Annotated in this window: 29 protein-coding genes; 11 read left to right on the forward strand and 18 right to left on the reverse strand. The window is 67.8% G+C overall.

The window, feature by feature from the left end; genetic code table 11:
• Nucleotides 1-29 precede the first annotated feature (29 nt).
• On the forward strand, nucleotides 30-2,060 hold the full coding sequence (locus tag ACMT1E_RS07495; RefSeq protein WP_414903147.1) for a transglycosylase domain-containing protein: 2,031 nt from the start codon (nucleotides 30-32) through the stop codon (nucleotides 2,058-2,060).
• Nucleotides 2,061-2,063: 3 nt separating this feature from the next.
• On the opposite strand, the gene ACMT1E_RS07500 is transcribed toward ACMT1E_RS07495, so the two are convergent.
• Nucleotides 2,064-2,717 (reverse strand): helix-turn-helix transcriptional regulator, encoded by a 654-nt coding sequence (locus ACMT1E_RS07500; protein ID WP_414903149.1) that lies wholly within the window; start codon nucleotides 2,715-2,717, stop codon nucleotides 2,064-2,066.
• Nucleotides 2,718-2,815: 98 nt separating this feature from the next.
• Here ACMT1E_RS07500 and ACMT1E_RS07505 point away from each other — a divergent pair, with 98 nt between their 5' ends.
• Entirely contained in the window at nucleotides 2,816-2,992 is a 177-nt protein-coding gene (locus tag ACMT1E_RS07505) for a hypothetical protein (RefSeq protein ID WP_414903150.1), read from the forward strand.
• On the forward strand, nucleotides 2,989-3,273 hold the full coding sequence (locus ACMT1E_RS07510) for a hypothetical protein (RefSeq protein ID WP_414903152.1): 285 nt from the start codon (nucleotides 2,989-2,991) through the stop codon (nucleotides 3,271-3,273). Before ACMT1E_RS07505 ends, ACMT1E_RS07510 begins: the two co-directional genes overlap by 4 nt.
• On the opposite strand, the gene ACMT1E_RS07515 is transcribed toward ACMT1E_RS07510, so the two are convergent.
• Both ACMT1E_RS07515 and ACMT1E_RS07520 read right to left on the reverse strand, forming a co-directional pair.
• Entirely contained in the window at nucleotides 3,270-3,710 is a 441-nt protein-coding gene (locus tag ACMT1E_RS07515) for a hypothetical protein (protein ID WP_414903154.1), read from the reverse strand. The genes ACMT1E_RS07510 and ACMT1E_RS07515 overlap by 4 nt on opposite strands.
• Nucleotides 3,710-3,931: a glycosyltransferase gene (locus ACMT1E_RS07520; RefSeq protein WP_414903155.1), complete on the reverse strand. Its 222-nt coding sequence runs from the start codon at nucleotides 3,929-3,931 to the stop codon at nucleotides 3,710-3,712. The genes ACMT1E_RS07515 and ACMT1E_RS07520 overlap by 1 nt, the downstream gene beginning before the upstream one ends.
• Before the next feature lie 275 nt (nucleotides 3,932-4,206).
• On the opposite strand from ACMT1E_RS07520, the gene ACMT1E_RS07525 reads away from it, so the two are divergent.
• A complete protein-coding gene (locus ACMT1E_RS07525; RefSeq protein WP_414903156.1) occupies nucleotides 4,207-5,310 on the forward strand; it encodes a mechanosensitive ion channel family protein in 1,104 nt (367 codons plus the stop codon).
• A 4-nt stretch (nucleotides 5,311-5,314) separates the two neighbouring features.
• Here the strand turns inward: ACMT1E_RS07525 and ACMT1E_RS07530 are convergent, their stop codons facing one another.
• The 8 genes from ACMT1E_RS07530 to ACMT1E_RS07565 all read right to left on the reverse strand — a co-directional run bounded on the left by ACMT1E_RS07530 (nucleotide 5,315) and on the right by ACMT1E_RS07565 (nucleotide 11,099).
• On the reverse strand, nucleotides 5,315-6,226 hold the full coding sequence (locus ACMT1E_RS07530) for a GNAT family N-acetyltransferase (RefSeq protein WP_414903158.1): 912 nt from the start codon (nucleotides 6,224-6,226) through the stop codon (nucleotides 5,315-5,317).
• Complete coding sequence (locus tag ACMT1E_RS07535) at nucleotides 6,223-6,624, reverse strand: hypothetical protein (protein WP_414903160.1); 402 nt, start codon at nucleotides 6,622-6,624, stop codon at nucleotides 6,223-6,225. Before ACMT1E_RS07535 ends, ACMT1E_RS07530 begins: the two co-directional genes overlap by 4 nt.
• A gap of 56 nt (nucleotides 6,625-6,680) precedes the next feature.
• Nucleotides 6,681-8,603 carry an excinuclease ABC subunit UvrC gene (uvrC, locus tag ACMT1E_RS07540; protein WP_414903162.1) on the reverse strand — a complete coding sequence of 641 codons (1,923 nt, stop codon included), beginning with the start codon at nucleotides 8,601-8,603 and terminating at the stop codon, nucleotides 6,681-6,683.
• 69 nt (nucleotides 8,604-8,672) lie between these two features.
• Complete coding sequence (locus ACMT1E_RS07545) at nucleotides 8,673-9,239, reverse strand: hypothetical protein (protein WP_414903164.1); 567 nt, start codon at nucleotides 9,237-9,239, stop codon at nucleotides 8,673-8,675.
• 7 nt (nucleotides 9,240-9,246) lie between these two features.
• Nucleotides 9,247-9,735, reverse strand: coding sequence for an ATPase (locus ACMT1E_RS07550; RefSeq protein WP_414903165.1), 489 nt, complete (start codon nucleotides 9,733-9,735; stop codon nucleotides 9,247-9,249).
• A gap of 35 nt (nucleotides 9,736-9,770) precedes the next feature.
• Nucleotides 9,771-9,995, reverse strand: coding sequence for a F0F1 ATP synthase subunit C (locus tag ACMT1E_RS07555; RefSeq protein ID WP_136161447.1), 225 nt, complete (start codon nucleotides 9,993-9,995; stop codon nucleotides 9,771-9,773).
• Between the two features lie 29 nt (nucleotides 9,996-10,024).
• Complete coding sequence (locus tag ACMT1E_RS07560) at nucleotides 10,025-10,774, reverse strand: F0F1 ATP synthase subunit A (protein ID WP_414903168.1); 750 nt, start codon at nucleotides 10,772-10,774, stop codon at nucleotides 10,025-10,027.
• Between the two features lie 4 nt (nucleotides 10,775-10,778).
• Nucleotides 10,779-11,099, reverse strand: coding sequence for an AtpZ/AtpI family protein (locus tag ACMT1E_RS07565; RefSeq protein WP_414903169.1), 321 nt, complete (start codon nucleotides 11,097-11,099; stop codon nucleotides 10,779-10,781).
• A gap of 164 nt (nucleotides 11,100-11,263) precedes the next feature.
• Here ACMT1E_RS07565 and radC point away from each other — a divergent pair, with 164 nt between their 5' ends.
• Nucleotides 11,264-11,941, forward strand: coding sequence for a RadC family protein (gene radC / locus ACMT1E_RS07570; RefSeq protein WP_414903171.1), 678 nt, complete (start codon nucleotides 11,264-11,266; stop codon nucleotides 11,939-11,941).
• Nucleotides 11,942-11,995: 54 nt separating this feature from the next.
• On the opposite strand, the gene ACMT1E_RS07575 is transcribed toward radC, so the two are convergent.
• Nucleotides 11,996-12,313, reverse strand: a complete 318-nt coding sequence (locus ACMT1E_RS07575) for an EF-hand domain-containing protein (protein ID WP_414903173.1) — start codon at nucleotides 12,311-12,313, stop codon at nucleotides 11,996-11,998.
• A gap of 228 nt (nucleotides 12,314-12,541) precedes the next feature.
• On the opposite strand from ACMT1E_RS07575, the gene purB reads away from it, so the two are divergent.
• Nucleotides 12,542-13,840, forward strand: coding sequence for an adenylosuccinate lyase (purB, locus tag ACMT1E_RS07580; RefSeq protein ID WP_414903175.1), 1,299 nt, complete (start codon nucleotides 12,542-12,544; stop codon nucleotides 13,838-13,840).
• Between the two features lie 413 nt (nucleotides 13,841-14,253).
• On the opposite strand, the gene dnaJ is transcribed toward purB, so the two are convergent.
• Entirely contained in the window at nucleotides 14,254-15,381 is a 1,128-nt protein-coding gene (gene dnaJ, locus ACMT1E_RS07585) for a molecular chaperone DnaJ (RefSeq protein ID WP_414903176.1), read from the reverse strand.
• A 496-nt stretch (nucleotides 15,382-15,877) separates the two neighbouring features.
• Nucleotides 15,878-17,788: a molecular chaperone DnaK gene (gene dnaK / locus ACMT1E_RS07590; protein WP_414903178.1), complete on the reverse strand. Its 1,911-nt coding sequence runs from the start codon at nucleotides 17,786-17,788 to the stop codon at nucleotides 15,878-15,880.
• 155 nt (nucleotides 17,789-17,943) lie between these two features.
• On the opposite strand from dnaK, the gene ACMT1E_RS07595 reads away from it, so the two are divergent.
• Nucleotides 17,944-18,366 (forward strand): copper chaperone PCu(A)C, encoded by a 423-nt coding sequence (locus tag ACMT1E_RS07595; protein WP_414903179.1) that lies wholly within the window; start codon nucleotides 17,944-17,946, stop codon nucleotides 18,364-18,366.
• Between the two features lie 53 nt (nucleotides 18,367-18,419).
• Entirely contained in the window at nucleotides 18,420-18,872 is a 453-nt protein-coding gene (locus ACMT1E_RS07600) for a vgr related protein (RefSeq protein WP_414903322.1), read from the forward strand.
• Here the strand turns inward: ACMT1E_RS07600 and grpE are convergent.
• Genes grpE through ACMT1E_RS07615 form a run of 3 tightly spaced genes read right to left on the reverse strand, consistent with a single transcriptional unit; the run spans nucleotide 18,869 to nucleotide 20,690 of the window.
• Nucleotides 18,869-19,411 carry a nucleotide exchange factor GrpE gene (gene grpE / locus ACMT1E_RS07605; RefSeq protein WP_414903180.1) on the reverse strand — a complete coding sequence of 181 codons (543 nt, stop codon included), beginning with the start codon at nucleotides 19,409-19,411 and terminating at the stop codon, nucleotides 18,869-18,871. The two genes, ACMT1E_RS07600 and grpE, sit on opposite strands and share 4 nt — an antisense overlap.
• Nucleotides 19,408-20,448, reverse strand: a complete 1,041-nt coding sequence (gene hrcA / locus ACMT1E_RS07610) for a heat-inducible transcriptional repressor HrcA (protein ID WP_414903182.1) — start codon at nucleotides 20,446-20,448, stop codon at nucleotides 19,408-19,410. The genes grpE and hrcA overlap by 4 nt, the downstream gene beginning before the upstream one ends.
• Nucleotides 20,449-20,501: 53 nt before the next feature.
• Nucleotides 20,502-20,690, reverse strand: a complete 189-nt coding sequence (locus tag ACMT1E_RS07615; RefSeq protein ID WP_414903183.1) for a hypothetical protein — start codon at nucleotides 20,688-20,690, stop codon at nucleotides 20,502-20,504.
• Nucleotides 20,691-20,800: 110 nt separating this feature from the next.
• On the opposite strand from ACMT1E_RS07615, the gene rph reads away from it, so the two are divergent.
• Genes rph through hemW form a run of 3 tightly spaced genes read left to right on the forward strand, consistent with a single transcriptional unit; the run spans nucleotide 20,801 to nucleotide 23,273 of the window.
• Nucleotides 20,801-21,517, forward strand: a complete 717-nt coding sequence (gene rph, locus ACMT1E_RS07620) for a ribonuclease PH (protein WP_414903185.1) — start codon at nucleotides 20,801-20,803, stop codon at nucleotides 21,515-21,517.
• Nucleotides 21,514-22,128 carry an RdgB/HAM1 family non-canonical purine NTP pyrophosphatase gene (rdgB, locus tag ACMT1E_RS07625; RefSeq protein ID WP_414903187.1) on the forward strand — a complete coding sequence of 205 codons (615 nt, stop codon included), beginning with the start codon at nucleotides 21,514-21,516 and terminating at the stop codon, nucleotides 22,126-22,128. Before rph ends, rdgB begins: the two co-directional genes overlap by 4 nt.
• Nucleotides 22,098-23,273 (forward strand): radical SAM family heme chaperone HemW, encoded by a 1,176-nt coding sequence (hemW, locus tag ACMT1E_RS07630; protein WP_414903324.1) that lies wholly within the window; start codon nucleotides 22,098-22,100, stop codon nucleotides 23,271-23,273. Before rdgB ends, hemW begins: the two co-directional genes overlap by 31 nt.
• A 79-nt stretch (nucleotides 23,274-23,352) precedes the next feature.
• Here hemW and ACMT1E_RS07635 read toward each other — a convergent pair whose 3' ends face one another.
• The gene (locus ACMT1E_RS07635; protein ID WP_414903188.1) at nucleotides 23,353-24,537 is read right to left on the reverse strand and encodes a penicillin-binding protein activator; all 1,185 of its coding nucleotides are present in this window, start codon (nucleotides 24,535-24,537) and stop codon (nucleotides 23,353-23,355) included.

The raw sequence follows: 24,537 nt of genomic DNA on the forward strand, positions 1-24,537 counted from the left end.
GCCCGCTGGCGTGTTAGTAGAACAGGACAGTGGAGAGCGAGGCGACAGGCGACGATCTTGACCTGCCCGGCGGCGGCCCGGCGGCCGATGATGCCGCGCTGCCGCCGCCGCGCCGCTTCTGGAAACGGCTGAAATGGGTGTCTCTGGCGCTGCTCGCCGGTTTCATGCTGCTCGTCGCCTGGTTGCTGGTCACCGCCCCGCTGTCGCAATCGCTGAAACCGATCGCACCGCCGGGCATCACCCTGCTCGATACAGACGGCAAACCGGTTGCCCGGCGCGGGGCGGTCATCGCCGCGCCGGTGAAGGTCGCCGCCCTGCCCTCCTATGTCCCTGGCGCATTCATCGCGATCGAGGACCGCCGTTTCCGCAGCCATTGGGGAGTGGACCCGATCGGCATCGCCCGCGCCACCTGGCGCAATCTGCGCGCGGGCGGGGTCCGTCAGGGCGGCAGCACCATCACCCAGCAGCTTGCCAAGCTGGCCTTCACCAACGCCGATCGCACCGCCGGGCGCAAGCTGCGCGAAGCGGTGATCGCCTTCTGGCTGGAAGCATGGCTGACCAAGGACGAAATTCTCGAACGCTATCTGTCGAGCGTCTATTTCGGCGACAATGTCTACGGCCTGCGCGCCGCCGCCCTGCACTATTTCAACCGCCCGCCGGAAAAGCTGACCGTGGCACAGGCGGCGATGCTCGCCGGACTGGTCAAGGCGCCATCCCGGCTGGCCCCGACCGGCAACCTGAAAGGTGCTCAGGCCCGTCAGGCGCTGGTCGTCGCGGCGATGGAACGATCGGCCGTCATTACCCCGGCCGAAGCCGCCGAAGCCGGGCCTGCCCGGCTCAACCCGCGCCCGGTGCAGGCTCTGCCGAGCGGCACCTACTTCGCCGACTGGGTGCTGCCCACCGCGCGCGAACGCGCCGGTGACCTGACCAGCGAACTGACCGTCAACAGCACGCTGGAACGCCGGCTGCAACGCGCGGCGGAACGGGCGGTCCGCCGGGCGCCGCTCGGCAAGGCGCAGGTGGCAATGGTCGTGATGCGACCGGACGGGCGGGTGGTGGCCATGGTCGGCGGCCGCTCCTACGCCGACAGCCCGTTCAACCGCGCCACCCAGGCCCGGCGCCAGCCGGGGTCGACGTTCAAGCTGTTCGTCTACCTCGCCGCGCTGCGCGCCGGGATGACGCCGGATTCGATCGTCGATGATTCGCCGATCACCATCGAAGGCTGGTCGCCGAAGAACAGCGACGGGCGCTATCGCGGGGCGATTACCTTGCGCGAGGCGTTCGCCCGGTCGAGCAACGTCGTCGCCGCCCGCCTGATCCAGCAGGTCGGGGTCAAGGAAGTGGTTCGCGCCGCCCGCGACCTCGGCATCGCCAGCCCGCTCGGCACCGACGCCACGCTGGCCCTCGGCACGTCCGGCGTAACGCTGACCGAATTGACCGCCGCCTTCGCCGCGATCGCCGCCGGCGCCTATCCGGTCACCGCCCATGGCCTGCCCACGCCGGAACGCAGCTGGTACGACCGGCTGTGGAACCGGCAGAGCCATTTCGACCGGCGGACGCGCGACATGCTGCTCGACCTGCTGTCCGCCTCGGTCAACAGCGGCACCAGCCACTCGGCCGGCCTCACCATCCAGGCATTCGGCAAGACCGGAACGACACAGGACAACCGCGACGCGCTGTTCATCGGCTTCGCCGGCGGGCTGATCACCGGTGTCTGGGTCGGCAACGACGACAACAGCCCGCTGCGCGGCGTCCATGGCGGCGGCGTCCCGGCGCGGATCTGGCGGGATTTCATGACCAGCGTCGTCGACGGCGCCGCCCCGCCGCCGGCGCCGGAACCGGATACAGTCGAAGCGGAGGGCGACGACGTGACACTAGACATCGGCAACGGACCTGCCCTGTCGATCGGCACCGATCTCGGCCCGGTCAGCGTCGACATCAACCTGGGGCCGCAGGGCCTGAACCTGTCGGCGCGGCCAAACGACCGCCCCACCCCGACGGCGCCGCCGTCTTCTCCGACACCGGCACCGCCGCAACCCTCACCAAGCCCGCGCCCCTAGCGGTCAGGGCATCCGCCGCCCGACCCACACGACCCGGCCGATGACGTTGATCGCCGCCGGGTCGCAATCCGGCCAGACGGGATAGGCCGGGTTGTCGCTCTTGATCGTGAACTGCCGTCCGGTCGGGTTCATCGCCACCCGCTTGACCCACAGCGTGTCCTCGACCCGCAGCACATAGATGCCGTCGCGCAGGCGGGCCGGGCCGTCGGCGCGGTCGACCAGTATCTCGTCGCCGTCGTCCAGCGTCGGCACCATCGAATCGCCGTCCACCGCAATCACCGACAGCATCGCCGGGTCGACGCCCTGCCGCCGCAGCCAGGCCGGGTCGAATCCGATCACGCCGATCCCCCGCTCCGCGCCCGGCACCGCGCCGGGGCCGGCGGAGGCGTCGACCGACAACCGCCGGACCCGCGCGATATCCCCCGTCACCGGCCGCGCCGGCCGGTCGGCGGGCGCGCCGAGCAGCGTCTCCGCCACGCGGAAATAACGGGCCAGCACCTGCCGGTCCTCCTCGGCCAGCCGGCGCGGCGTGCCACGCTTGATATATTGCTGCAGATAAGCGGGGTTGCGGCCGATCATCCGCGACAGCGAGGCATAATCCTCGCCTTTTTCCCGGATCAGGGCGTCGAGCGCGGCGCGGGGATCGGGCTGGTCCATACCCGACAATATAGCAATAGGATTTTTCCTAGACAAGTAGGAAATCCTGCCAGACATAGGATATTCCCTATTTGTTCCGAGTCTGGCGGAGAGGAAGAATGACGATATTGCGGCAAATCGAAGCGTTTCTGAAGCAGACGGGGATGCCGCCGACCCGTTTCGGCCGCAACGCCGTGCGCGATCCCCGGCTGGTCCACGACCTGCGCAACGGGCGCGAACCCGGCGCGCGGATGGTCGCCCGTATCCTCCGCTATATCGCCGGCCAGCCGCAATGAGCCGCCGCGCCGATCCGCTCGCCGCGCTCTGCCGCTGCCTTGCCCGCCGCGCACCGGGCCTGACCGTCATCGAAAGCCGGTCGCGTCCCTGGGCCAGCGTTACGTTCACCGGCGCCCGCCACCGGGTGGTGGCGATGGTCCCGGACGGCCAACGCGCGGCGCTGCTCGACGGGCTGGACTGTGACGAGCTGCCGCTGCCCGGTCATATCGTCGCTGACATCGCCGCCGCTGAAGAAGGCGACGCCATCGTCATCGAGGCTTTGACGGTGGAAGCAGACTAGCCCCGGCTAATCCGGCGGACGGCGTCGGCCAGTTCGGCGGTCACCGCCGGCGGCCGCCCGCCCAGCCGCGCCAGCCCCGCCTCCAGCCGTGCGAGCAGCGCCGCCGCGCCCGGCCCGGCTACCACCGGATCGGGCACCGGGCGGAACGTCGCAGACGCTGCCGCCACGCCCGGCCGGCGCCGGGCGCGCCGCACCCGGTTCAGCAGGTGGAGGAGCAGGACAAAACCGAAACCGACGCTCACCGCCGCCGCAGCGGCGATCAACAACCGCGCGGTCATTCCCAGCGGCGGTGCCGCCGCCGGCAGCAGCGTCGGCAACCCGCTCAACCCGACCAGCCCCGCCAGAAGCCCGCCCGGCGCAAGCAGCACCCCGGTCACGGCGATCAGCGCCAACCCCGCCGCGCAGAGCATCGTCTCGTTGTGCCGGGTCATTGCCATCACGCCCTCCCGCCCGCCGCTAGACCAAGCGGATGGCGGCCGGTCAAGCCGTGATAGACCGGCGCGTAGCGCGCAATGTTCGTCGCCCAGCCCCGCTCGCGCAGCACATAGGCCCGCGCCGCCTCCCGCCGCGCCGGCCACTGCGCGCGGTCGTCGAACAGCCCGGCCAGCGCCTCGGCGATCGCGTCCGGCGCCCCCGGCGCGAACAGCGTGCCGGTCACCCGGCCCTCGATCAGTTCGCGGTACCCGCCAACGTGGGACGCGGCGGCAACCGCCTGAAACCGCGCCGCCGCCGGACGCGGGAACCGCGCGCCCGAACCGGGTGTTTGACAGGGGGAAGCGGGTTCAGGGGAATTGCCCGCGCCCTTTGCCTCGCGCTATCTGGTTGCGGCGGACTCATGGCTCCTGGCCGGCTGTCCCGCCCCGTCCGGCCAGTCGCCCGTCTGTCTGAAAGGAAGTTGCCATTACGACGCCCGCCGGCCCGCCACCTAGCCCCGTGCCGGACCTGCCGGCTGAAATCGCCGCTTTGTGGACGGCGATGGTCGACTGGCTGCAAACCCACAGCGCGCAGATCATCCTCGGCGTCATCGCGGCGGCGGTGATCGCGCTGCTGCTCCGCTTCGTCCGCAGTCTTGGTGAAAAGCTCTGCCACAGGGTGGCGACGGAACCGGGCTGGGCGACGATCATCGGCCGAACGATCGCGCGGACCGGCAACCTGTTCATTTTCGCGCTGTCGGCGCGGCTCGTCGTCCACTTCGCGCAGGCGCCGCAGCCGGTGGCGGAGGTATTCAACTTCCTGTTCGTCGTCATCGCCGCGTTTCAGGCGGCCATGTGGGCGCGCGAACTGATCATCGGCTTCATCGAATACCGCAGCGACGCCGGGGAGCATGAGGCGCTCGGCAACGCGATCAACATCATCCGCCTGCTGGTCACGGTAGCGCTGTTTGCGATCGCGCTGATCCTCGTGCTCGACAATCTCGGCGTCAACGTCACCGGCCTCGTCGCCGGACTCGGCATCGGCGGCATCGCCATCGGCCTTGCCGCGCAAGGCATCTTCAAGGACCTGTTCGGCGCGCTGTCGATCCTGTTCGACAAACCGTTCCGGCGCGGCGACACGATCCGGTTCGACACCGACCTGACCGGTCAGGTCGAAGCGATCGGCTTGAAGACGACGCGGATTCGTTCGGTCGACGGCGACCAGCTCGTCGTTTCGAACGACAAGCTGCTCGGCGACGTCATCCGCAACCTGCGCGGGGTAACCAACCGCCGCGTCGTGCTCAGCCTGCCGCTGCTCTACACCAGCGACCCGGATCTTCTGGACAGTTTGCCGGCCGTGCTGAAGGCCATCGTCGAGGCGGAAAGCGACTGCCGCTTCGACCACGCCTGGCTGACCGCGTTCGACACCAACGCGCTGACGCTGGAACTGATGTTCCATGTCCGGGCCAGCGCCGATCGGATGATGGCGGCGCGCCACGCGATCATGGTCGCAACGATCCGGCAACTGCGCGCCATGGGCCTGCGCCTGTTCTCCCCGCCCCCGGCGCCGGACACCGAACCGGAAACAGAAGCAGAAGCAGAAGCAGAACCCGGACCGGCCTGAGCGTTCAGCGCAGCAGCGGGCGAACCAGCGGCCCGGCGCCCCAGCGCTTGGCCAGCGCCACCGCCCGGTCGAACCCGCCGATCAGGCCCAGCATCGCCAGATTGGCCGGCGACCGGCGCAGAATCAGCAGATCGACGCAGGGCACCGCCCCGGTGGCGAACTGGCGTTTGTGCTGGCCATCGCCCTCGGCAAAGTCGAACCGGGCGAAACGCCGCTCGGCGAACAGCGCCTCCAGCGCGCAATATTGCAGCACCCTTCCCGGCGACAGCGCGGCAAAGGCCGGGTCATGGCCAAGATGGGCGTAGAGCAGCGTATCCCCCGCCGCCGGACAATACAGATAGGCCGCCGGGCGCTCGCCGATGTGCAGCAGCCAGGCGCGCAGTTCCCCCGCCGCCGCCGCGCGCTGCATCCCGGCGACGAAACCGTCGTCGGTCGGCAAGCCCGCGTACAGCAACCGTTCCTGATAGGTCAGCCGCGAAATGCCCCGCGCCTTGCGGTAGAATTCGTGGATCGACGCCGGGTCGTGGTGGGCGGTGACCGCGATCATCCCGCCGCTGGCATTGCCCAGCCGTCGCGCCTTGCGCCGCAGCGACGCGCGCGTCGCTTGCGACAGCCCGGCCAGATACGCATCGAACCCGCCGTCCAGATCGACATAACGGCGGGCATAGCGCTGGCGTTCCAGCACCGCGCAGCCGCCCGGCGCCACCGTCTCCGCCTGTATGATCGGCAGCGCGGTCACCAGCCAGCCCTGCGCGTCGGCCAGCGGCGGCAGCGGCACCGGCGCGCCGGACAGGCCGCCGGCCAGCGTCACGCCGACCCGGTGCAGCCGCCGGTGCACGGTCAGCATCGTGCGCGCGCCGGCGGTCAGCCGCAGCGGTACCGGCGCCGGCGGCCGGACAAGAAGGGCAGTGCTCACAATCGTCCTTCGTAAAGCAGGTTGGCCGCCGCCTCGGCGATCAACGCCCGCTGCCGTTCCGGCGGGCAGCCGTTCAGCTTGAAACCGCCGGCGACGCGGCGATCGTCCAGTGTCGCCCCCGCCCAGTTCGGGTGCAGGTGCAACTGCACCTTCTGCCCCGCCGCCAGAATCGGCGCGACGATGGCGCGGACCGCCGCTCGCCCCAGCACCAGCGCCGGCATCGGGTCGACGAAGAAACACGCCTTCAACCCATGTCGCCCAAGCAGGTCGAGCTGGTAGCGCAGGCCGACCCCGGCCGGGTCGATCGAGCGCTGGATGACGTCGGCGATATCCAGCCCGGCGGAATAGTGGCGCCAGACCAGCTCCGTATCGATCGTCAACAATACCGGCGTCTTCATCCCGGCTGCCTACGCCGCCGGGAATAAAGACGGGTAAACCGTTCTCCCCTCCGTCCCTATCGACTGTGGAAGAAATCGTAGATGCCCTGCGCCACCCCGGTCGACACACCCGGCGCGCGACACAGATCCTCCAGGCTGGCGTCGCGCACTGCCCGCGCCGTGCCGAAATGCATCAACAGCGCCTTCTTACGTGCCGGGCCAACGCCCGGCACCTCATCCAGCGAGCTGCCACCGATCTGCTTCGCCCGCCGGGTGCGGTGCGCGCCGATCGCGAAACGGTGCGCCTCATCACGCAACCGCTGAAGGTAGAACAACACCGGCGCGTTGGGCGGCAGGCTGATTTCGCGCCCGTCGGTCAGGTGGAATACTTCGCGCCCGTCCCGCCCGTGGTGCGGCCCCTTGGCGATACCGACCAGCGGCACGTCCTCCACCCCCATTTCCTCCAGCACCTGCCGCACCGCGTTCAGCTGGCCCCGACCGCCGTCGATCAGCACCAGATCGGGCCACTCGCCGCCGTCACGGTCCGGATCTTCGCTTCGCGCTCGGGCAAAGCGCCGTTCCAGCACCTCGCGCATCATCGCGAAATCGTCGCCCGGCACGGTCTCGCCGCGTTTGATATTGAACTTGCGATAGGCGTTCTTGCGGAACCCCTCCGGGCCAGCGACGACCATCGCTCCCAGCGCGTTGGTGCCCATGATGTGGCTGTTGTCGTATATCTCGATCCGGTCGGGCGGCCCGTCCAGCTCGAACAGATCGGCGAGCTCGCGCAGCAATTTCGCCTGGGTCGTCGTCTCCGCCATCCGCCGCTCCAGCGCCTCGACGGCATTGCGTTCGGCCTGCCGGATCAGCCGCAGCCGATCACCGCGTTGCGGCCGCGACAGGGCAACGCGGAACCCGGCCTGCGCGCCCAACGCCTCCGTCAGCACCTCCGCGCCGGGCAGGTCGCGGTCGACCAGTACCATTTTCGGCGGCGGCACGCTTTCGTAGAACTGGACAAGGAAGCTGGCCATTACCTCGTCATCCGGCACGTCGGTGACATGGGAGGGGAAGAAGGCGCGATGCCCCCAGTTCTGGCCGCCACGGATGAAGAAGGCCTGGATGCACACCACGCCGGCGGTGCGGGCCAGCGCAAAGATGTCGAGGTCGCCCAGCCCCTCGGCATTGATCGCCTGGCCGCCCTGGATGAAGGTCAGCGCCTTCAGGCGGTCACGATAGATCGCCGCCAGTTCGAAATCGAGATCGGCGGAAGCGCGTTCCATCGCCGCGCCGAGTTTGCGCTGCACCTGCGTCGACTTACCGGCAAGGAACGCCTTCGCATCGTCGACCAGCTCGGCATAAGCATCCTCGGCGATACGGCCGACACACGGGGCGGAGCAGCGCTTGATCTGATAGAGCAGGCACGGCCGCGACCGGTTGGCAAAAAAACTGTCGGTGCAGGACCGCAACAGAAACAGCTTCTGCAGCGCGTTCAGTGTCCGTGTCACCGACCCTGCACTGGCGAAAGGCCCGTAATAGCTGCCCTTGGCCTTACGCGCGCCGCGGTGCTTGTGAATGCGCGGAAAGGCATGATCGGCGCGCAGAAGGATGAACGGAAAGCTCTTATCGTCGCGCAGCAGGACGTTGTATGGCGGGCGATAGCGCTTGATCAGCTGCGCTTCCAGCAGCAGCGCTTCTGCTTCATTGTTGGTCGTGACGATCGTCATCGACCGGGTCTGCGCGACCATGCGCTGCAACCGCTTCGGCAGGCGGGTGACCTGCGTATAATTGACGACGCGGTTACGCAGCGCCCGCGCCTTGCCGACGTACAGCACATCGCCACGCGCATCGAGCATACGGTAGACGCCGGGCCGCGCCGGCAGCGTTTTCAGGACGGTGCGGATCGCCTGCACGCCTTCATCGAGGTTGGGCGCATCCGCACCGCGAACGGTGAAGACGGCCTTTTCCTCGTTGAAGCGATCCGGGGCCGGCGGCTTGGGCATGGCGGGGATTTAGGCGGTCAGGCGCGCCGATGCCACCGTTCGTTCATCCCACCCGGCGGACGGGCGACGTCAGTTGACGCGGCCCAGCCCGGCAATCGTCCGGTCGATCAGCGCCTTGTCGGTCGCCGCATCATGCTTCTCGGCGATGAGCGCTGTCGCCGCGCTCATCGCAGCGCTGGCTGCGGCGGCGCGAATATCCGCTACCGCGCCACGCTCCGCGGCGGCGATCTTCTCCTCCGCCATCCGGGCGCGGCGCGCGACGAGATCATTAGCATCCTCTTCCGCGGCGGAGACGATCTGCTGCGCCTCCTCCCGCGCCCGGGCGACAATCGCGTCGGCATCGCCCGCACTCGCCGCATTGCGCTTCTGCGCCTCGGCAAGCAGGGCCTCCGCCTCCGCACGGATCGCCTTCGCTTCGTCCAGTTGCCGCCGGGTATCGGCAATGCGGGCATCAAGCCCGCCGGCGATCTGCTTGGGTACTTTCAGCACCAGCGCCAGAATGAAGAACAGCGTCAGGCTGACATAGACCCAGCCTTCCGCCCCCAGGCCGAGCAACTGCGGCTCCGCGCCATGAGTGGCGTCTTCCTGCGTGAGGGCGACGGTGTTCTGCGGAATGCCGGGTGCGTGTGCGCTCATGCCTGCCTCAATGTGCCGCGATGGCGGCCTTGGCGGCCTTGGCGGCGGCGGCCGGGGTCGGCCGCTTGCCGGTGAAACGTTCGACGATGTCGGCCGAAGCCTCCGCCGCGATCGTCTCGATGCTGGTCATCGCCTTGGCCCGCGCCTGCTCCAGCGCGGATTCCGCCGCCTTCAGCCTAGTATCGACCTCTTCGCCGGCAACCGCCAGCCGCGTTTCGATCGACCGGCCGGCCTCAGCCTTGCTGTCGGCCAGCGTCGCGCGGGCGCGCTCTCGCGCTTCCGCGATGCCCGCGTCATAGGCGGCCTGAATGCCGTCCGCCTCCGCCTTCGCGCTTTCGGCCGTGGCGATATCGCCAGTGACCTGATCCTCACGCGCCGTCATTACCCGACCGAGTTTCGGCAAGGTGAAGCGCACGATCCCGAAATACAGGATCGCGAAGAACGCCGTCAGCCAGAAGAGCTGCGGCACGAAAGAGGCGAAATCAAATTGCGGCATTGGCTTCCCGTTTCAGGCGTGCGGCGGCGTTCGACTCAGCTGAACGCCAGCGCCAGCGCGACAACCGCCGCGATCAGGCCGAGCGCTTCCGTCACGGCGAAGCCGAAGATCAGGCGACCGCCCATCTTGGCATCGGCTTCCGGATTGCGGACCGCGCCATTCAGATACTGGCCGAACACCGAGCCAACGCCGATAGCCGCGAGGCCCGCGCCAACCGCCGCGAGACCGGCACCAATCACCCGTGCTGCTTCTGCGTCCATGTCAATTACCTTTCCGTCGATTGAAATGCTTAGTGAAGATTGACCGCGTCGTTCAGATAGATCGACGTCAGCAATGCGAAAACATAGGCCTGCACCACCGCGATCAGCAGTTCCAGCGCCGTAAGCGCGACGTTGACCGCCAGAGGCAGCACGCCGAAAACATAAGGCAGCGCCTGGAACGAGCCGAGGGCGACGACGAAGGTGCCGAACACCTTCAACAGCACGTGCCCGGCGGTCATGTTGGCGAACAACCGGATCGCCAGGGTGAAGGGCCGCGACAGGAAACTGATGAACTCGATCAGGAACACGAAGGCGCCAAGCAGGATGTTGGCGTCCTTCGGCCAGAACAGGCTGAAAAAGTGCAGGCCGTGACGGACAAAGCCGACGATGCACACGACCGCGAATACAATGACCGCCAGACCAAGCGTCACCGCGACATGGCTGGTCGGGGTGAAGGCGCCGACCCAGGGCAGAAGGCCCAGCAGGTTGCAGGCCAGCACGAAGATAAAGATCGAGAAGACAAGCGGCACAAAACGCCGGCCATCGGCGCCGACATTCTCGTCGAGCATTTTCTGCACGAATTCGTACATATACTCGACCGCCGCCTGCCAACGCCCCGGCACCAGCTGCGGCCGCGCGGTGCCAATGAACAGGAAGGCGGCGATGGTGAACATCGCCACCAGCATCCACAGCGAACTGTTGGTGAACGAGATGTCATAACCCATTGCGTCCAGCGGGCGCAGGGTCTTGATCTCGAACTGCTCCATTGGATTGGCCATGCCGCTACTTCTCGTTCCGCTCGTCGTTATCGGGGCTGGCATCGAACTGTGCCGAGGTCTTCATCGCCCGGCGGGTGCCAGCGGCAAAACCCAGAACCAGCATCACCACCATTGCCCACGGCTTGGTACCCAAACCGGCATGATTGTCGATCAGCCAGCCAATGAAACCGCTGACCAGAACCGCGCCGACGAATTCGACACCAATGGCCCAGCCCCGGCTTTCGGCGCCGCCCACCGGCTGCGCACCGCCACGGGCATGCTCCGCCTTCGCATCGGCGATGCGTCGGTCGAGATCATCTTTCCCGGTCTGGCGGTCGTCAGCCAAGGCTCACCTACAGATAAGAAAACATCGCCGGACAAAGTCCAGGCGACGCACTGCCGCCGCAGGCCACCCTGCCGGCGCGCGGCTCGTTTAGGAACCGGGCGGGTCCAAGTCAACACCGTGCCGCCGCGCTTCCCGATCGCGCCGATTACCGTTACGCTCGCCGCATGGGGGATGGGATAACCGACGGCACCGGTCACCGGTCGCGCCTGCGCGAACGGTTGTTCAGCGACGGCGATTCGCTCCTCGATCACGAACTGATCGAATATCTGCTCGGCCTAACCATCCGCCGGCAGGACACCAAGCCGCTTGCCAAGCGCCTGATCCACCAGTTCGGCGGGATCGGCGGCCTGCTGTCAGCGGACGCGGCGGCACTGACCCGCGCCGGGCTGGGGGACACCAGTGTTGCGGCGCTGAAGATCGTGCAGGCCGCCGCGCTGCGCCTGATCCGTGCCGAGGTCAGCGATCGCCCGGTCATCGCCAGCTGGCAGGCGCTGCTCGACTATCTCCGCGCCGATCTTGCCCATATTCCGGTCGAGCGGGTGCGCGTGCTCTACCTCAACGCGCGCAACATGCTGATTCGCGACGAACTGACCAGCGAAGGATCGATCGATCAGGCGGCGATCCACCCGCGCGAAGTCATCCGCCGGGCGATCGACCTAGGCGCCAGCGGGGTGATTCTGGTCCACAACCACCCAAGCGGCGACCCTGCCCCCAGCCGGCAGGACATCGCCGTCACCCGCGCACTGATTGAAGCCGGTAAGCACCTGTCGATCGTCGTTCACGATCACATCATCATCGGTGCCGGCGGACACAGCAGCATGCGCGCGGCCGGGCTGATCTGAGCCACAAAAAAGCGGGCCTCCCGCAGGGGAAGCCCGCCAGTGAGGGCCGGGAGGTCAGCCCTGGAGGAAAGTGGTCAATTCGGCAGGCGACACCGCCTTGCTATTGTCGGCGTCAGCCTGGGCGAAGGCCGCGCTCGCCCATTTCTGCAGGTCGGTGGCCTTGGCCTTGTCGCCTTCGGCCTGGGTCTTGAGCGCGATCAGCCAGGTGCTGAACTCCTGCTCGTTCAGGTCACCGCTCTTGTCGGTGTCATAGGTATCGAATTCGGATTCGACGACGGCGGCGACATTCGCTTTGGCGGCCGCCGGCTGCGCTTCGGCGGCCGGCTGATCCTGAGCCAGGGCGGGGGTAGTCAGCGCGAGGGCGCCAACCATCAACAGAGTACGAAACATAGGTCATCTCCACGTGATTGGGGTTTCGGCCCGTTCGATCCGGGCGAGGTGCGGCGCGGGGGCTTGCGCTGCACTCAATCAACGCGGCGGCAAAGGCGCCGTTGCAACGGACCGGCGATTGCGGGGGCCACCCATCCCTGCTAGCGCACCGCTCGACCGGATTCCGATCGGAATCCGCGACGATTGGCGAACAACTCAGGAATTTGGGCGATGATCCCGCGCTATTCCCGCCCCGACATGGTGGCGGTCTGGACCCCCGAAACCCGCTTCCGCATCTGGTTCGAGATCGAAGCGCATGCACTCGACGCGATGGCCGAGCTTGGCATCGTGCCCAAAGAGGCAGCGAAGGCGGTGTGGGAACGCGGCGCGTTCGAGGTCGACCGGATCGACGCGATCGAGGCGGTCACCAAGCACGACGTCATCGCCTTCCTGACCAACGTCGCCGAGCATGTCGGCGACGAGGCGCGCTTCCTGCACCAGGGGATGACCAGTTCCGACGTGCTCGACACCTGCCTGGCGGTGCAACTGGTCCGGGCGGCCGATCTGCTGATCGCCGATGTCGACGCACTGCTGGCGGTGCTGAAGCGCCGGGCGATCGAGCATAAGCTGACGCCAACGATCGGCCGTAGCCACGGCATCCATGCCGAGCCGGTGACGTTCGGGCTGAAGATGGCCGAGGCCTATGCCGAGTTTGCGCGCGGGCGGGCGCGGCTGGTCGCGGCGCGGGCCGAGGTCGCGACCTGCGCGATTTCGGGCGCGGTCGGCACCTTCGCCAATGTCGACCCCCGGGTCGAGGCGCATGTCGCGACGAAGCTGGGACTGGTACCGGAACCGGTATCGACCCAGGTCATCCCGCGTGACCGACACGCGATGTTCTTCGCGACGCTGGGCGTCATCGCCTCGTCGATCGAGCGGCTGGCGGTGGAGATCCGTCACCTGCAGCGGACCGAGGTGCTGGAGGCGGAGGAATATTTCTCGCCGGGGCAGAAGGGTTCGTCGGCGATGCCGCACAAACGCAACCCGGTGCTGACAGAGAACCTGACCGGGCTGGCGCGGATGGTGCGTGGCTACGTCACTCCGGCGCTGGAGAATGTCGCGCTGTGGCATGAGCGCGATATCAGCCATTCATCAGTCGAGCGCTACATCGGCCCCGACGCGACGATCACGCTGGACTTCGCGCTCGCCCGGCTGACCGGGGTGATCGACAAACTGCTGGTCTACCCCGAACGGATGCAGAAGAATCTCGACCGGATGGGTGGGCTGGTCCATTCGCAGCGGGTGCTGCTGGCGCTGACCCAGGCCGGGGTGAGTCGCGAAGCCGCCTATGCGCTGGTCCAGCGCAACGCGATGAAGGTGTGGGAGTCCGACGGGGCGCTGTCGCTGCTCGAACTGCTGAAGGCGGACCCGGAGGTGACGCTGTCCGACGCGGAACTCGAGCGGAGCTTCGACCTAGGTTATCACCTGAAACACGTCGACACGATTTTCGAGAGGGTGTTCGGCACCGCCTGATTGCAAAAACCGCAACTGCATTGGCTTATTTTAAAATTGCGATTCCGCGTAATAATATTATCTCTACTCGCAGACATGACAAACGCTCTGCGAGGAGGCAATCATGCGCTACGTCGAAAACATGCTGAGCCTGATGGTCATTGTGGCTACCCAGGCTCTGGTCGTCGGAACGGTTGTCGCCCTCTGACGCGAAACGACCCCTCCCCGGGCAACCGGCGAGGGGTTTTTCGTGTGTGGGGTATTGAAGTAACGGGGATTGCCGCGCCGCTGCGCGGCTCGCAATGACGGCGGGCTCCCTTCCCTCCAGAGCCGGCACCGGCCCGCACCCCCACCCGGCCTCCCAACGGCAGTATCATATGGGAGGCCGGGTGGGGGTGCGGGCCGGTGCCGCTTCCGCCTAAGGCGAACAAACTCTAAAGGTCCAGCATCGCCTTCAGCTTGGTGAAGAAGCCCTGGCTGGCCGGGCATTCATCGCCGGTCTCGGTGGCGCGAAATTCTTCCAGCAATTCCTTTTGCCGGGCGCTGAGCCGGGTCGGCGTTTCGACCTCGATCTGGACGACGAGGTCGCCACGCCCCCGCCCCTGCAGCACCGGCATGCCGGCGCCCCGCTGGCGGAGTTGCTTGCCCGACTGGATTCCGGCGGGAATGCGGATTTCGTGCGGCTGCTTGTCGAGGCCGGGCACGGTGATGCACCCGCCGAGCGCGGCGGTGGTGAAGCTGATCGGCGCGCGCGCGAACAGCGTCGTCCCTTCGCGTTCGAACAGGGCATGCCGGGCGACGTGGAGGAAGATGTAGAGATCGCCGCACGGCCCGCCGCGCGCGCCGCACTCCCCCTCCCCCGACAGGCGGATGCGGGTACCGTCATCCACCCCCGGCGGAACATCGACGTCGAGGGTGCGGGTCTTGTCCCCCCGTCCTTCACCCCGGCATTGCGGGCACGGATCAGCGATGACCTGTCCGGCGCCGTCGCAGGACGGGCACGGCCGCTCGATGACGAACGGTCCCTGCTGGGCGCGGACCTTGCCGATGCCGCCGCAGGTGGTGCAGGCGCGCGCGGCGGTACCCGGCCGCGCGCCCGATCCGTCGCAACCGTCACACGGCGCCGACACGTCGATCGACACCTGCGTCTGCTTGCCGTGGAACGCTTCCTCCAGCGTAATTTCGAGGTCGTAGCGCAGGTCGGCGCCGCGCCGGGGGCCGCTTTGCTGCCGCCCGCGCCCGCCGCCCATGAATTCGCCGAAGATATTTTCGAAGATGTCCGAGAACCCCTCGAAGCCGTGCATGCCGGCCCCGCCCTGCCCGAAGCCGCCATTCTGGAACGCGGCCTTGCCGTAGCGATCATAGGCGGCGCGTTTTTCAGGGTCCTTCAGGCAGTCATAGGCTTCGTTGATCGCCTTGAACTTCGCTTCCGCATCGGCCCGGCCGCCGTTGCGATCGGGATGATACTGCATCGCCAGCTTGCGATAGGCGGATTTGATCGTGCCGCCGTCGGCGGTGCGTTCAACCTGCAGCAGTTCGTAATAATCGACGTCGGTGCTCATCATGCCCCCGTATGTGCCCGCATGGGCGCCCTGCTGCGTCCGTTGTTGGTGCGTCCCTCGACTACGCTCGGCATGGACGGGTGTGGGCTGGGATTGGATTCAGATTGGTTTGATGCTGGCCGGGCGGCGCGCTGGCCCTGGGCCGGCAGGAGGGAGGCCGCCTGCCGGGCGAACGGAGCGGTGGGCCGGACTGCGCGGGCGCGCGCCGGGTCGCCTTCGCGGGCCGGATAGATTGTGCGTCCCTCGACTGCGCTCGGGATGGACGGGTTTTTTGGGGGGGTGCCGAGGTTGGCACAGGCCCAAGCCCCGAGGCCCTCGCTCGGGATGGACGGGTTTGGGGTGGGTGTGTGGAGCGTGATGGGCTGACCGGCGCGCGCGCGCTGCCCGGCCCGCGTGACGGGCGCGCGGGCAGTTGTGCCCCGGCGGGGGGGAGCAGGCATGGGGCGCCTGCTCCCCGGTCCGTTCGGGGTGCGCGAGGTCGGGGCCCGCGTCACCGTCAGCCTTTGTTGTTGTCGTCGACTTCCGAGAATTCGGCGTCGACGACGTCGTCGTCGGCCTTGGCCGGCTCCGGCGCATCCGCGCCGGGCGAAGCCTGAGCAGCCTGTTCCTTTTCGTAGATCGCCTGGCCAAGCTTCATCGCAACCTGAGCGAGGGCCTGCGCCTTTTCGCTCATCGCCGCGCTGTCGCCGCCTTCGACCGCCGCCTTCGCTTCGGCGATCGCCGCCTCGATCTCACCCTTCAGCGCCGCGTCGACCTTGTCGCCATGTTCGGAAAGCTGGCGTTCCGTGGTGTGGATCAGGCTTTCGGCGTTGTTCTTCGCCTCTGCCGATTCGCGCCGCTTCTTGTCTTCTTCCGCGAAACGTTCGGCATCCTGAACCATCTGGTCGATGTCGGAATCGCTGAGGCCGCCCGACGCCTGGATCTTGATCTGCTGTTCCTTGCCGGTGCCCTTGTCGCGCGCCGAGACGTTGACGATGCCGTTGGCGTCGATGTCGAACGTCACCTCGATCTGCGGCACGCCGCGCGGCGCCGGCGGGATGCCGACGAGGTCGAACTGGCCGAGCAGCTTGTTGTCGGCCGCCATCTCGCGCTCACCCTGGAACACGCGGATCGTCACCGCCTGCTGATTGTCGTCGGCAGTCGAGTAGGTCTGCGCCTTCTTGGTCGGGATCGTCGTGTTGCGGTCGATCATCCGGGTGAACACGCCGCCCAGCGTTTCGATGCCCAGCGACAGCGGCGTGACGTCGAGCAGCAGCACGTCCTTGACGTCGCCCTGCAGCACGCCCGCCTGAATGGCGGCGCCCATCGCGACGACTTCATCCGGGTTGACGCCGGTATGCGGCTCCTTGCCGAAGAACTGCTTCACCACTTCACGCACGCGCGGCATGCGGGTCATGCCGCCGACGAGGACGACTTCCGCGATGTCGCTGGCCTGAAGCCCGGCGTCGGCCAGCGCCTTCTTCGACGGTTCGAGCGTGCGCTTGATCAGTTCTTCGACCAGCCGTTCCAGATCGGCGCGGGTGATCGTCTTGACCAGATGCTTCGGCCCGGTGGCGTCGGCGGTGATGAACGGCAGGTTGACCTCTGTCGTCTGCGCCGAGGACAGCTCGATCTTCGCCTTTTCGGCGGCTTCCTTCAGCCGCTGCAGCGCCAGCTTGTCCTGCGTCAGGTCGATGCCTTCCGCCTTCTTGAACTCGTCGGCGAGATACTGGACGATCCTGGTGTCGAAATCCTCGCCGCCGAGGAAGGTGTCGCCGTTGGTCGCCTTCACCTCGAACACGCCGTCGCCGATCTCGAGGATCGAGATGTCGAAGGTGCCGCCGCCGAGGTCGTAGACCGCGATGGTCTTGCCGTCCTGCTTCTCAAGCCCGTAGGCGAGCGCGGCCGCCGTCGGCTCGTTGATGATGCGCAGCACTTCCAGTCCGGCGATCTGGCCGGCGTCCTTGGTCGCCTGCCGCTGGGCATCGTTGAAATAGGCGGGAACGGTGATGACCGCCTGGGTGACGGTTTCGCCGAGGTAGGATTCGGCGGTTTCCTTCATCTTCTGGAGGATGAAGGCGCTGATCTGTGACGGCGAATAGTCGGCGCCGCCGGCCTTGACCCACGCATCGCCATTGGCGCCCTTGACGATGTTGTAGGGCACCAGTTCCGTATCGCGCTTGGTCACCGGATCGTCGAAGCGGCGGCCGATCAGCCGCTTAACCGCGAACACGGTGTTGTCCGGGTTGGTCACCGCCTGGCGCTTCGCCGGCTGGCCGATCAGCCGCTCGCCGTCCTTGGCGAAGGCGACGATCGACGGCGTGGTGCGCGCGCCTTCCGAATTTTCGATGACCTTGGGCTTGCCGCCCTCCATCACCGAAACGCAGCTGTTGGTGGTGCCAAGATCGATACCGATCACTTTTGCCATTATCGTCCTCATGCCCCTGCAAAGTACAAAACCGCCCGACCATAGGGCCGGGTTTACCGGGGCGATATAGGGGGGCTTTCGCTTGTCGCAAGTCGCCCCGACGCGTAGACTTGCGCCCTCCAGTAGCAAGCGGAGGTGTTGCGATGGCCCGAACGTTGTTCCTTCTTCCCCTGCTGGCGATCACGGCCAGTTGCCAGAAGGCCCCGGAGCTGTACGTCGACAAGGCCAGCGTCCAGCTCTCTCCGGTCGCGGGCAACCCGTCCGTCGCCTATTTCACCGTCCATGGCGGCGAGGAGGCGACCAACCTGATCCAGGTGTCCAGCCCGATGGCGATCCGCGTCGAGATGCACGAAAGCAAGATCGACAACGGCGTGGCCCGGATGAACACGGTGACCGCGGTGCCGGTGGCGGCGCGCGGCAAGGTGGAATTCGCCCCCGGCGGGCTGCACGTGATGCTGTGGAATATCAACCCGGCGATTACCCCCGGCAAGACGCTGCCGCTGGTCTTTTCCTTCGGCAACGGCACCCGCATTCAGGTCGACACACCGGTGCAGGCGATGGGCGCCGCCGCGCATTAAGCGGTGGCCGGCCTTGGGCGGAATAGGTGCCGCTTAAACAGGACAAGGCTTTCATGGACGGACGGACGCTGACCAAGGGTGAGCGGGCGCTGGCCGCGGCGATCTTCGGCGACGCGATCGCTTATGACCGGGTACGGGTGCACCGCCGCAAATGGTGGCCGTTCCAGCCACGCCGGGTGACGATGGCGCCGGACGGCCACCTGTGGTTCCACCCGGACGGCCACGCCTATTGTGCTGATTTCAGCACCGCGACCGCTGCGTTGCAGGGCCATTTCATCCACGAGATGACCCATGTCTGGCAGGCGCAGCGCGGCGGCCGCTGGTGGTTGCCGCTGATGCGCCACCCGTTCTGCCGCTATCGCTACACGCTGGCGCCGGGCAAGCCGTTCGCCCGTTACGGCATAGAGCAGCAGGCCGAGATCGTCCGCCACGCGTTTCTGGCGCGCGGCGGCGATTGCCCGGAGGCGCGGTGCCTGCCCTTTGCCGGGCTGGGCTGGCCGGATTAGCCCGCCGCCTTGGCGACGCCGACCAGCGCGGGGCGGAGCAGACGGTCCTTGATCATGTAACCGGCCTGCATTTCCTGCACGATCGTCCCCGGTTCCGCGTCCGCGCTCGGGATTTCGACCATCGCCTGATGGCGGTTGGGGTCGAGCGGCTCGCCGAGGGCGTCGACGCGGGTGATGCCGTTGCGTTCGAACACGGTCGCCAGTTCGCGCTCGGTCGCCTCGATGCCGGTGACCAGACCTTTTACCCGCTCGTCATCGTGCAATTCCGCCGGGATCGCGGCCAGCGCGCGAGCGAGGTTGTCGGCGACCGACAGGATGTCGCGCGCAAAGCCGGTCGCGGCATAGGTGCGCGCGTCAACCACTTCGCGTTCCAGCCGGCGGCGGGTGTTCTGGGTTTCCGCCTGCGCGTAGAGCGCCGCCGCCTTCGCCTCGGCCAGTTCGGCCTCGAGCGCGGCGAGACGGTCTTGCCCGGCACTGTCGGGCGCCGCGGACGCGGTGTCCTCGGCGGTGGGGGTTTCGATCTTCTCGTCTTCGTTCATGCCATCAGCCTCGACAGGGTTTGTGCGGTGAAGTCAACCATGGGAACGATGCGCGCGTAGTTCAATCGCGTCGGGCCGATCACGCCGACGACGCCGACCACCCGCCCGTCCCCGCCGCGATAGGGCGCGGCGATGACCGAGGAGCCGGACAGGGCGAACAACTTGTTCTCCGATCCGATGAAAATGCGCGCGGCGCTGGCATCCCGCGCCAGATCGAGCAGGCGGGCGATTTCCTCCTTGCCTTCCAGCTCGTCTAGCAACTGGCGGACGCGTTCGAGATGCGCGGTCGCGTCGTCGTCGAGCAGGCGCGCCTGGCCGCGGACGATGAGGACCGGGCGGGCGCCGTCGCGCGACCAGACGGCGAGGCCGCGCGCGATCAGGTCCCCGGCGGCGCGGTCGATCGCGGCACGGCCGGCGGAAACCTCCGCCGTCATCCGTTCCTGCGCCTCGCTCAGCGTCAGCCCGGCGAGGCGTTCGCTGACGTAATTGCCGATCTCGATCAACAGCGAGGGCGTGACGCCGGACGGCAGATCGACAACGCGATTCTCGACCGACCCGTCCTGTCCGACCAGCACCGCCATCGCCTGCCGCCCGGACAGCGGCACGAAGCCGAGCTGGCGCAGCACCGGCTCATGCTTCGGCACCAGCACGATGCCGGCGCAGGCCGACAGGCCGGACAGCGTGGCGGTGACCGACGAAATCGCTTCCTCGATCGGCCCGGCATTGGCGGAACGACGTTCGATCTCCGCACGCTCCTCCGCCGAGGGTTCCGCCACCTGCATCATGGCGTCGACGAACAGGCGCAGGCCGATTTCGGTCGGGATGCGCCCGGCGGAAATATGCGGGGCAGCGAGCAGCCCGGCCTCTTCCAGATCCTGCATGACGTTGCGGATCGAAGCGGAGGACAGGTTGAGCGCGGCAAGCCGCGACAGCGTCCGCGAACCGACCGGCGCGCCGTTGTCGATGTAATTCTCGACCACCAGCCGGAACACGGCGCGAGCGCGGTCCGACATCTCCAGGATGCTCTGCGAATTCATATCGTCTATCTAGGGTGTGATGCGCCGCAGGTGAAGCGCCGCCGGGGCGCGGATCAACGGATGCGGCGAGCGATCAGGATCAGCACCAGCCCGAACGCGCCCAGTGCCGAACCGGCGGTGATCCACACCGGTTCGCCGAGCATCGGCGAGGCCGGCCAGCGGATGACCGCCGTCCCCTGCCCCAGCCACCAGAAGCCGATCAGCGCGGCGACGACGCCGATAATGATGAGTGTCCTGCGCATGTCGCCGCTTTGAGCATGGCCGGCGGGACGTGGCAAGGGGGTGGCATGGCGCGGCGAGCGGAGCTACAGGCCGGACCCAACCACCCGACACCAGCAGACAAGGATATATCATGCGCCCTTCCGGCCGCGCGCCAGACCAGATGCGAGCGATCACCATCACGCCGAACTTCACCCGCCACGCCGAAGGATCGGTGTTGATCGGTTTCGGCGACACCAAGGTGCTGGTCACCGCATCCGTCGAGGAGCGGTTGCCGCCATGGCTGCGCGGCAAGGGCGAAGGCTGGGTGACGGCGGAATACGGCATGCTGCCCCGCGCCACCCACACCCGTGGCAGCCGTGAGGCGGCGAAGGGCAAGCAGTCCGGCCGGACGCAGGAAATCCAGCGGCTGATCGGCCGGTCGCTGCGCGCGGTCGTCGACCTGAAGAAGCTGGGCGAGCGCCAGATCACCGTCGACTGCGATGTCATCCAGGCCGACGGCGGCACCCGCACCGCCTCCATTTCCGGCGCGTGGGTGGCATTGCGCCTGGCGGTCAACGGCCTGATGCGGCAGGGCCTGCTGAACGAAGACCCGATTACCCAGAAGGTCGCGGCGATCAGCTGCGGCATCTATCAGGGAACCCCGGTGCTCGACCTGGATTATGTCGAGGACAGCAATGCCGGCGCCGACGCCAATTTCGTGCTGACCGGCGACGGCAACATCGCCGAGGCGCAGGCGACGGCCGAAGGCGCGCCTTATGACGAGGAGGCCCTGTTGCGCCTGTTGCGCCTTGCCCGGATCGGCTGCACCGAGATTTTCGCCGCGCAGGACAAGGCGATCGCGGGATGAACCACCAGACCAGCCGCAAGCTCGCCGCCGGGCGGCTGGTCGTCGCCAGCCACAATGCCGGCAAGGTCCGCGAGATCGCCGCGCTGCTCGGCCCGGCGGGGATCGACCCGGTATCGGCGGGAACGCTGGGCCTGCCCGAACCGGAAGAAACCGGCACCAGCTTCATCGCCAATGCCGAGTTGAAGGCGCGGCTGGCGGCCGACCTGTCCGGCCTGCCGGCACTGGCCGACGACAGCGGCCTGTGCGTCGACGCGCTGGGCGGCGACCCCGGCATTTTCTCCGCGCGGTGGGCAGGGGCGGAGAAGGATTTCGGCTATGCGATGCGGCTGGTCCACGAGCACCTCGTCGAGCTTGGTCCCGATACGCCGCGCGACGCGCATTTCGTCTGCGCCCTGTCGGTCGCCTGGCCGGACGGGCATATCGAAAGCTTCGAAGGGCGGGTCGACGGCGTTTTGGTCTGGCCGCCGCGCGGTGAGCACGGCTTTGGCTACGACCCGTTCTTCCAGCCGAACGGCCACGCCGAGACATTCGGCGAGATGGACCCGGACGCGAAGCACGCGATCAGCCACCGCGCCGACGCATTCGTCAGGCTGAAGGCGGCGTTGCTCTGACCGCCATCCCCGACCCACTGGCGCTGTACATCCACTGGCCGTTCTGCGTCTCCAAATGCCCCTATTGCGATTTCAACAGCCACGTTCGCGCGACGATCGACGAGGATGGCTGGCAGCAGGCGCTGCTCGCCGACCTGGCGCATGAGGCGGCACTGGTGCCGGGGCGCCCGCTAACCTCGATATTCTTCGGCGGCGGCACGCCATCGCTGATGCCGCCCGCGATCGTGGCGGCGCTGATCGGCGCGGCGGAGCGGCACTGGGGCTTCGCCGACGGCATCGAGATTACGCTGGAGGCCAACCCCTCCTCGGTCGAGGCGGCGCGCTTCGCCGATCTGGCGGCGGCCGGGGTCAACCGCGTGTCGCTGGGCCTGCAGGCGCTGGACGACGCGGTGCTCGCCTTCCTTGGCCGCGCCCATGGCGTCGACGAGGGGCTGCGAGCGCTGGACACCGCGCAGGAAGCATTCGGTCGGGTCAGTTTCGACCTGATCTATGCCCGACCACAACAGAGCGCGGCGGCGTGGGAAGCCGAACTGGCGCGGGCGATCGGTTTCGGCACCAGTCACCTGTCGCTCTACCAGTTGACGATCGAGCCGGGCACCCGCTTCGCGACGCTGGTCGCGAACGGCACGCTGCGCCCGGTCGACCCCGACCACGGCGCGACATTGTTCGAACTGACCCGGGCGATGACCGCCGCCGCCGGCCTTTCAGCCTATGAGGTGTCGAACCATGCGCGCCCCGGCGAAGCGAGCCGGCACAACCTGTCTTACTGGCGCTATGACGATTATCTGGGCGTCGGCCCCGGCGCGCATGGCCGCCGGCTGGCGATGGCAAGCGAGCGCCACCGCAAGCCCGAGAATTTCCTGAGCGCGGTTGCCCGCAACGGCCACGGCATCGTCCGCGAGGACGCGCTGAGCCCGGCGGCGCGGGCGAGCGAGGCGCTGTTGATGGGCCTGCGGCTGAGCGAGGGCGTCGACCTGACCCATATCGCGAAGCGGACCGGGTGCGACCGGCTGGTCGACCGGGCGGCGGTTACGCGGCTGGCCGGGCACGGGCTGATGACGCTGAACGACGAGCGGCTGACGGTCAGCGACGCCGGGATGCTGCTGCTCGATTCGATTCTGGCGGAGATCGTCGCCGCCGGGTGAGCGGACGCCGCGACCGCCCCGCATTCCCCACAAACAGGGTTCTGGCGGAGCGGTCGGTGCGGCGGCCTGGCAGAGGCGCTTACTCGCCGAAGCGGGCGGGTGCCGGGGACGCGACGGTAAAGCCGCCGGTGCCGATCTGCTTCACCTCCAGCGCGCGTTCGGCAACGCCGTCACGGCCGAAGCGGAACGCTCCGTCGATACCGGCGAAGCCACCGGTATCGGTCAGCTTCTGAACCGGGAAAGCCGTGCCGATCCGCCAGTCCTGCGCGATGCGGGTGGCGAGCAGCACCCCGTCATAGCCAAGGCTGGCGATGCGGTAGGGCGCGGCGGCGTAGCGGCTGCGGTATTTGCCGGCCAGCTGGTTGTAGAGCCCGTCCGACACGCTGGCGAACCAAGCGCCGGCCATGGCCGGACTTGTCCCCAGATTGGTTTCGGTGTTCCACAATTCGGTGCCGAGAATGCGCGCATCCGCCCCGCCTTCCTTGCGGACCAGCGGCGCCGCCTGCAGCGCGATGCGACCGCTGTCGGCGATCAGCACCGCGTCGTAGCCGTTCTTCGGCAGCTTGCCGATGGCAGTGGCCAGCGACGTCCGGCTGCGGTCGAAATTCTGCATCGCGACAACCTGCCCGCCGGCCGATTCGACCGAGCGGATCATTGCCGTCGCCGCCCGCTGGCCATAGGTGCCCGCCGGCATCAGCCCGGCGAAGCGGACAACGCCGCGCGCGCGGGCATAACGGACCACGCGGTCGATCGACTGGACCGGGTTATAACCCATGATGAAAGTGCCGCGCCCGGCGACGCTGACATCGTTGGAAAAGCTGATCAGCGGCACGCCGGCGCGCTGGGCGAGCGGGGCGACAGCGCGGACATCGTCGGCAAGCAGCGGGCCGAGGATCAGTTTGTTGCCGTCGGCCAGAGCGCGCTGCGCGGCGGCGGCGGCGCCGGGCGCGGTGTCATAGACAGTGACGCGGATACGCTGGCCGCCGGTATCGAGAACCGCAAGGTTGGCGGCATTGGCGATCGACTGACCGACCGCCGCGACCGAACCGGTCGTCGGCACCAGCACGGCGATGCGGTGGCGTTCGGTATCGGTCGGCAACTGGTTGTCGACCGGACCGGGCTGGGTGGTCGGCGGCGGGGGCGCCGGCGGCTGGCCACGCGGCACGACGGTGGAACAGCCCGCGATGAGAAGCGCCATCGCCAGGCCCGCCAGCCGCGCCAGACCCCAAGGACGCGGTTGCGGCGCCGCATATGCCTCTGCCAT

The sequence above is a fragment of the Sphingomonas flavalba genome (assembly GCF_047553045.1).
GTDB classification, from domain to species: Bacteria; Pseudomonadota; Alphaproteobacteria; order Sphingomonadales; family Sphingomonadaceae; genus Sphingomonas_L; species Sphingomonas_L flavalba_A.